Source organism: Endozoicomonas acroporae, from assembly GCF_002864045.1.
Classification (GTDB): domain Bacteria; phylum Pseudomonadota; class Gammaproteobacteria; order Pseudomonadales; family Endozoicomonadaceae; genus Endozoicomonas; species Endozoicomonas acroporae.
Window position 1 is genome coordinate 1 of record NZ_PJPV01000033.1, and the last position, 6,901, is coordinate 6,901.

At 51.4% G+C, this 6,901-nt stretch carries 3 protein-coding genes; all 3 read right to left on the reverse strand.

Annotated elements, in window-relative coordinates; translation table 11 throughout:
- Nucleotides 1-1,178 (reverse strand): DUF1601 domain-containing protein (locus tag CX664_RS05735; RefSeq protein ID WP_145999845.1); only part of this gene is annotated, 1,178 nt, incomplete at its 3' end.
- Between the two features lie 105 nt (nt 1,179-1,283).
- Nucleotides 1,284-4,433, reverse strand: a complete 3,150-nt coding sequence (locus tag CX664_RS05740) for an RAP domain-containing protein (protein WP_101745818.1) — start codon at nt 4,431-4,433, stop codon at nt 1,284-1,286.
- 217 nt (nt 4,434-4,650) lie between these two features.
- The coding region (locus CX664_RS05745) for a DUF1601 domain-containing protein (RefSeq protein WP_145999846.1) at nt 4,651-6,901 on the reverse strand (2,251 nt) is incomplete at its 5' end.

The following is a 6,901-nucleotide window of genomic DNA, read 5'->3' on the forward strand; positions in this document are numbered from 1 at the left end:
GCCATGGCCCACAGCAGGTTGGCAATATGCTGAGGATTAAATTGGTCTTTCTGTGCGTTCACGCAGGGCAACAGCGTGGCCACGGCCTCGTTAAGCCTTGGTGTCGGCTCCTGCTCGTTGTCCACCAGTTTCGCTATGGCCCACAGCAGGTTGGCGATATGCTGAGGAATAAATTGGTCTTTCTGGACGTTCACGTGGGGTAACAGCGCCGCCACGGCCTCTTTGAGCTCTGGTGTCCGCTCATGCCCGTTGTCCATCAGTTTCGCCATGGCCCACAGCAGGTTGGCGATATGCTGAGCAATAAATTGGTCTTTCTGTGCGTTCACCCGGGGCAGCAGCGCGGCCACGGCCTCTTTGAGCTCTGGTGTCTGCTTCTGCCCGTTGTCCACCAGTTTCGCCATGGCCCACAGCAGGTTGGTGATTTCCTGTGGCTTAAAGTTAGTTTTCTGTGAGTTCATGTGAGGCAACAGCGCGGCCACAGCCTCGTTGAGCTCCAGTCTTTGCTCCTGCCCGTTGTCCGCAAGTTTTGCCATGGCCCACAGCAGGTTGGCGATTCCCCGGGCATCAATATCCCTGTCCTCAGGTGTTTGGTTGCATTTAAATATTATTGCATCCAGTAGCGTTGACAATAAGGCAGCTTGAGTAAGCTTGACACGCTCATCCATGGGTGTATGAGGGGTAAAAACACCCGCTGAAGTAAATGAGTGCAGGGTTGTTGTCAGGCTTCGCCAATTCCAGTTCCGCGTTGCTGTGAAATTTTGCAGCAAACGCATCAGCTGGCTTTGTTCCGCTCGATTTAACGGTCTTTTAGCAGTTGACGTGTATTTTTTAATTGAACTGGCATATTGACCGTGATGTCTCCCATCATAGCGATGACCTAAACGATTCGATTTACTCACCAGGCCATCCATTATTTCCTGTTTGGTGAGGGTATTGAAATCTTGAGCAGGGTTTACTGAACGGTACTGTAGATGTTGAGAAGAGCGTGTGAAAGAAGAATGGTAAAATTCATTACGTCCCGGGGCAGTGCGGGAAGTGCGGGAGGGGGTATCCCATTGTCTGACTGTGGCATGTCTATATCGTCCACGGCTTGCAGAAACGGCTTGATCACCCGGTTGGTTGTAATCATTATCTGATCTTGCGTATTGACCACTGATACCAGCAGAGCTTCTATCCATAACTATATTTCATTAATTCATGAGAATATAAAAAGCAGACAGCTGTTCTGTTCAGAAGTTCATTTTGCTGGAATGTGAAACGGTTCCTGGGTCGAAGGGAGGGGGTTACTGGCTGTTTGTTTTCTTCCTCTTTGCTGGTTTACCGGTTTGCACTTCTGAATGTTCTTCGGCGGTTAAGTAGCCGTGATCTGAGGGTTGCCTGCCTTTATCAGCAGTAACGTATGCCTCATCTGCCCACCTTCTTTTAAGTGATATAGAGCCATGCCCCTGTGGCGGAATTCCTATCCTGGTCTTTATTTGATCAATACATGGTTTCATTGAATCCTGATTCCAAAGCATGTTAACCGGAATTTCAATGACCTCAAATCCTGCTTTTTGCAACAGTGCGATTTTAAGCAGAGTCGAACCGTTCCTGGTTTTGAAATCACCACCCACGTAATGAGAGGGTCCCTGAACTTCAATCACCATGTTGTGATCTGGCAGTAGCAGGTCAACCGGAGGCAATGAGTTCAGACTCTTTTCTTCTTCAATCTGCAAAGAGGGAAAGCATGATTGGAGTAGATGGCGAACCTCGGATTGACGTTTTGACCTGGTAGTCTGGTAATGGGGGACGACTGGGCACGCTCTCCCAAGCCAAGTGGCGGCCATGGCAATGATGCGTTGATCCTCTTCATTGTCTGAGGAGGTATTTTCCACAAGAGTAAACAGGTCATCCATTTGCTTTTCAAGCCAGTTATTGTTTTTAGAGTCCAGAGACAATCTGGCACAGCAAACCATCACTCCCCAGAGAGAAATCAATAGGTCTTGCTGTGAGAGCTGAGGGTTGTCACTGATTCGGTAAACAAGCGATGAAAACATAGAGGTAACCACGTTCAGCTCTACGAACTCACCCAGTTTCGCCGTGGCCCACAGCAGATTGGCGATTTCCTGTGGTTTAAAGTTAGCTTTCTCTTTGTTGACCTGTGGCAACAGCGCGGCTACGGCCTCGTTAAACTCTGGTGTTCGCTCCTGCCCGTTGTCCACCAGCTTCGCCATGGCCCATAGCAGGATGGCGATTCCCTGGGCATTAAATTGGTTCTTCCCTGCGTTCAGTTGAGGCAACAGCGCAGCCACGGCTTCGTTAAACTCTGATGTCCGCTCCTGCCCGCTATTCACCAGTTTCGCCATGGCACACAGCAGGTTGGCGATACCCAGTGGTTTAAAGTTATCTTTCTGTGCGTTCACTTGTGGCAACAGTGCGGCCACGGCCTCTTTAAGCTCTGGAGTCCTATCCTGCCCGTTGTCCAGCAATTTCGCTATCGCCCACAGCAGGTTGGCGATATGCTGAGGAATAAATTGGTCTTTATGTGCGTTTACTTGGGGCAACAGCGCGGCCATGGCCTTGTTGAGCCCTGGTGTTCGCTCTTGCCCCTTGCTCACCAGTTTTGCCATGGCCCACAGCAGGTTGGCGATATGCTGAGGATTAAATTGGTTTTTTTTTGCGTTCACGTGGGGCAACAGTGTGGCCACAGCCTCTTTGAGCATTGGTGTTCGCTCCTGCCCCTTGTCCACCAGTTTTGCCATGGCCCACAGCAGGTTGGCGATATCCTGTGGTTTAAAGTTACCTGTCTGTGCGTTCACGTGAGGCAATAGAGCGGCCACCGCCTCGTTGAGCTCTGGTGTTCGCTTTTGCCTGTTGTCCACCAGTTTCGCCATAGCCCACAACAGGTTGGCGATTTCCTGTAGTTTAAAGTTAGCTTTCTGTGCGTTCACGTGGGGCAGCAACGTGGCCACGGCCTTGTTGAGCCCTGGTGTGCGCTCCTGCCCGTGGTCCACCAGTTTTGCCATGGCCCACAGCAGGTTGGCGATATGCTGAGGAATAAATTGGTTTTTTTTTGCGTTTACGTGGGGCAACAGTGTGGCCACAGCCTCTTTGAGCCCTGGTGTCAATTCATGCCTGTTATCCACCAGTTTCGCCATGGCCCACAGCAGGTTGGTAATGCCTTGGCTATTAAATTGGTCTTTCTGTGCTTTCTCGTGGGGCAACAGCACGGCCACGGCCTTGTTGAGATCTGGTGTCTGTTCGTACCCGTTGTCCACCAGTTTTGCCATGGCCCACAGTAGGTTGGTAATGCCCTGGGCATTAAATTGGTCTTTCTGTGCGTTCACGAGGGGCAACAGCGTGGCTACGGCCCCTTTGAACCCTGGTGTCTGCTTTGGCCCGTTGTCCACCAGTTTCGCCATGGCCCATAGCAGGTTGGCGATATGTTGAGGAATAAATTGGTCTTTCTGTGCGTTCACGAGGGGCAACAAGGATGCCATGGCCTCGTTGAACTCTGGTATTTGCTTCTGCCCATTGTTCACCAGTTTCGCCATGGCCCACAGCAGGTTGGCGATTTCCTGTGGATTAAAGTTAGCTTTGTGTGCGTCCACATCGGCCAATAACCTGGCCACGGCCTCATTGAGTTCTGGCGTCTGTTCCTGCCCGTTGTCCACCAGTTTCGCCATGGCCCACAGCAGGTTGGCAATATGCTGTGGAATAAATTGGTCTTTCTGTGCGTTCATGTGGGGCAACAGTGCGGCCACAGCCTCGTTGAGCCCTGGTGTTCGCTCCAGCCCGCTGTCTGTCAGTTTCGCCATGGCCCACAGCAGGTTGGCGATTCCCTGGGCATCAATATCCCTGGCTTCAGGTTTTTGGTTGCACTTGAATATTATTGCATCAAGTAGCGTTGTCATTAAGGCTGCTTGAGTACGCTTAACACGCCCATCCATGGGGTTATGAGGGGTAAAAACACCCGCTGAAGTCAATGAATGAAATGTTGTCGTCAGGCTTCGCCAATTCCAGCTCCGTGTTGCGGTAAAATTTTCCAGCAAACGCATCAGCTGGCTTTGTTCCGCTCGATTCAACGGTCTTTTAGCAGCTGACGTGTATTTTTTAATTGAACTGGCATATTGACCGTGATGTCTCCCATCATAGCGATCGCCGAAACGGTAAGATTTACTCACCAGGTCATCCATTATTTCCTGTCTGGTGAGAGCATTAAAATCCTGAGCAGAGTTTACTGAACGGTAATTTAGATGTTGAGAAGAGCGTTTGAAAGAAGAATGGTAAAATTCATGACGCCCCGGGGCAGTGCGGGAGGGGGTATCCCATTGTCTGACTGTGGTATATCTATATCGTCCACGCCGTGAAGAAGCGGCCTGGTCATCCGGTTGGTTGTAATCATTGCCCGATCTTGCGTATTGACCACTGATACCAGCAGAGCTTCTATCCATAACTATATTTCATTAATTCATGAGAATATAAGAAGCAGACTGCTGTTCTGTTCAGAAGTTCATTTTGTTGGAATGTTGATAAATGTAAGTAGTTGGAGAAACGCATCTGCTCTTGATGCGAACCATCCTTTATCTTAAATCATCCGGGCGAAAGTAACAGGTCTTCAACGCTGGTAGTCTTGCATGTGAAAACGGTTCCCGGGTCAAAAGGAGGGAATTACTGGCTGTTTTTTTTCTTCCTCTTGGCTGGTTTGCCGGTTTGTTCTTCTAAATGTTCTTCGGCGGTTAAGTAACGGTGATCTGAGGGTTGCCTGCCTTTATCAGCAGTAACGTATGCCGCATCTGCCCACCTTCTTTTAAGTGATACAGAGCCATGCTCCTGTGGCGGGATGCCTGTCCTGGTCTTTATTTGATCAATGTATGGTTTCATTAAATCCTGATTGCAAAGCATGGTAACCGGAATTTCAATGACCTCAAATCCTGCTTTTTGCAACAGTGCGATTTTCAGCAGAGTCGAACCATTCCTGGTGTTGAAATCACCACCCACGTAATGAAACGGTCCCTGAATTTCAATCACCATGTTGTGATCTGGCAGTAGCAGGTCAACCGGAGGTAATGAGATCAGACTCTTTTCTTCTTCAATCCTCAAAGATGGAATAGAAGATTTGAGTTGATCACGGAAGTCGACCTGGGTGTTTGAAATGTTTGTGTGGTAATGGGGGACGACCGGACACGCTCTGCCAAGCCAACTGGCGGCCTGGGCAATGGTGCGTTGATCCTCTTCATTGTGCAGGAATGTATTTTCCAGACGGTTAAACAGGTCATCCATGTGCTTTTCAAGCATGTGATTTTTATTGGCAGTGGAGACCAGAGACAGCCTGGCACAGCAGACCATTATTCCCCAGAGAGACATCAATATGGTTTTCTGAGAGAGCTGAGGGTTTTCACTGATTCGGAAGACCAGCGACTCGAACGTGGATGTAACCACGTTCAACTCAACGAGCTCACCCAGTTTCGCCATGGCCCACAGCAGGTTGGCAATACCCTGTGGTTTAAAGTTAGCTTTCTGTGCGTTAACCAGGGGCAGCAGCGTGGCCAGGGCCTCTTTGAGCTCTGGTGTCTGCTCCTGCCCGTGGTCCAACAGTTTCGCCATGGCCCACAGCAGGTTGGCAATACCCTGTGGTTTAAAGTTAGCTTTCTGTGCGTTCACGTGGGGCAACAGCGTGGCCAGAGCTTCTTTGAGCTCTTGTGTCGGCTTCTGCCCGCTGTCCACCAGTTTCGCCATGGCCCACAGAAGGTTGGCGATACCCTGGGCATTAAATTGATCTTTCTGCGCGTTCACAAGGGGCAACAGTGCGGCCAGAGCCTCTTTGAGCCCTGGTGTCCACTCCTGCCCGTTGTTCACCAGTTTCGCCATGGCCCACAGCAGGTTGGCAATATGTTGAGGATTAAATTGGTCTTTCTGTGCGTTCACGAGGGGCAACAGCGCGGCCACGGTCTCGTTGAGTTCTGGTGTCTGCTCGTGCCCGTTGTCCACCAGTTTCGCCATGGCCCACAGCAGGTTGGCGATACCCTGGGCATCAAATTGGTCCTTCTGTGCGTTCACATGGGGCAACAGCGCAGCCACGGCCTCTTTGAGCTCTGGTGTCGGCTCCTGCCCGTTGTCCACCAGTTTTGCCATGGCCCACAGCAGGTTGGCGCTTTCCTGTGGGTTAAAATTAGCTTTCTGTGCGTTCACGTGGGCTAGCAGAGCGACCACAGCCCCGTTGAACTCTGGTGTCCGCTCCTGCCCGCTGCCGACCAGTTTCGCCATGGCCCACAGCAGGTTGGCGATATGCTGAGGAATAAATGAGTCTTTCTGCGCGTTCACGTGGGGCAACAGCGCGGCCACGGCCTCTTTGAGCCCTGGTGTCCGGTGCTGCCTGGTGTCCACCAGTTTCGCCATGGCCCAAAGCAGGTTGGCGATACCCTGGGCATCAAATTGGTCTTTCTGTGCGTTCACGTGGGGCAATAGCACGGCCAAGGCCTCTTCGAGCCCTGATGTCGGCTCCTGTCCGTTGTCCAGCAATTTCGCCATGGCCCACAGCAGGTTGGCGATATGCTGAGGAATAAATGAGTCTTTCTGCGCGTTCACGTGGGGCAACAGCGCGGCCACGGCCTCTTTGAGCCCTGGTGTCCGGTGCTGCCTGGTGTCCACCAGTTTCGCCATGGCCCATAGCAGGCTGGTAATGCCCTGGGCATTAAATTGGTCTTTCTGTGCGTTCACGAGGGGCAACAGCGCGGCCACGGCCCCTTTGAGCCCTGGTGTCTGCTTCCGCCCGTTGTCCACCAGTTTCGCCATCGCCCACAGCAGGTTTGCGATATGTTGTGGAATAAATTGGTCTTTCTGTGCGTTCACGAGGGGCAGCAACGATGCCATGGCCTCGTTGAACTCTGGTGTTTGCCCCTGCCCGCTGTCCACCAGTTTC

Bases quoted from the DNA above. Each gene is read 5' to 3' on its own strand.
- CX664_RS05740 (WP_101745818.1), bottom strand. From the start codon at position 4,433: ATGGATAGAAGCTCTGCTGGTATCAGTGGTCAATACGCAAGATCGGGC.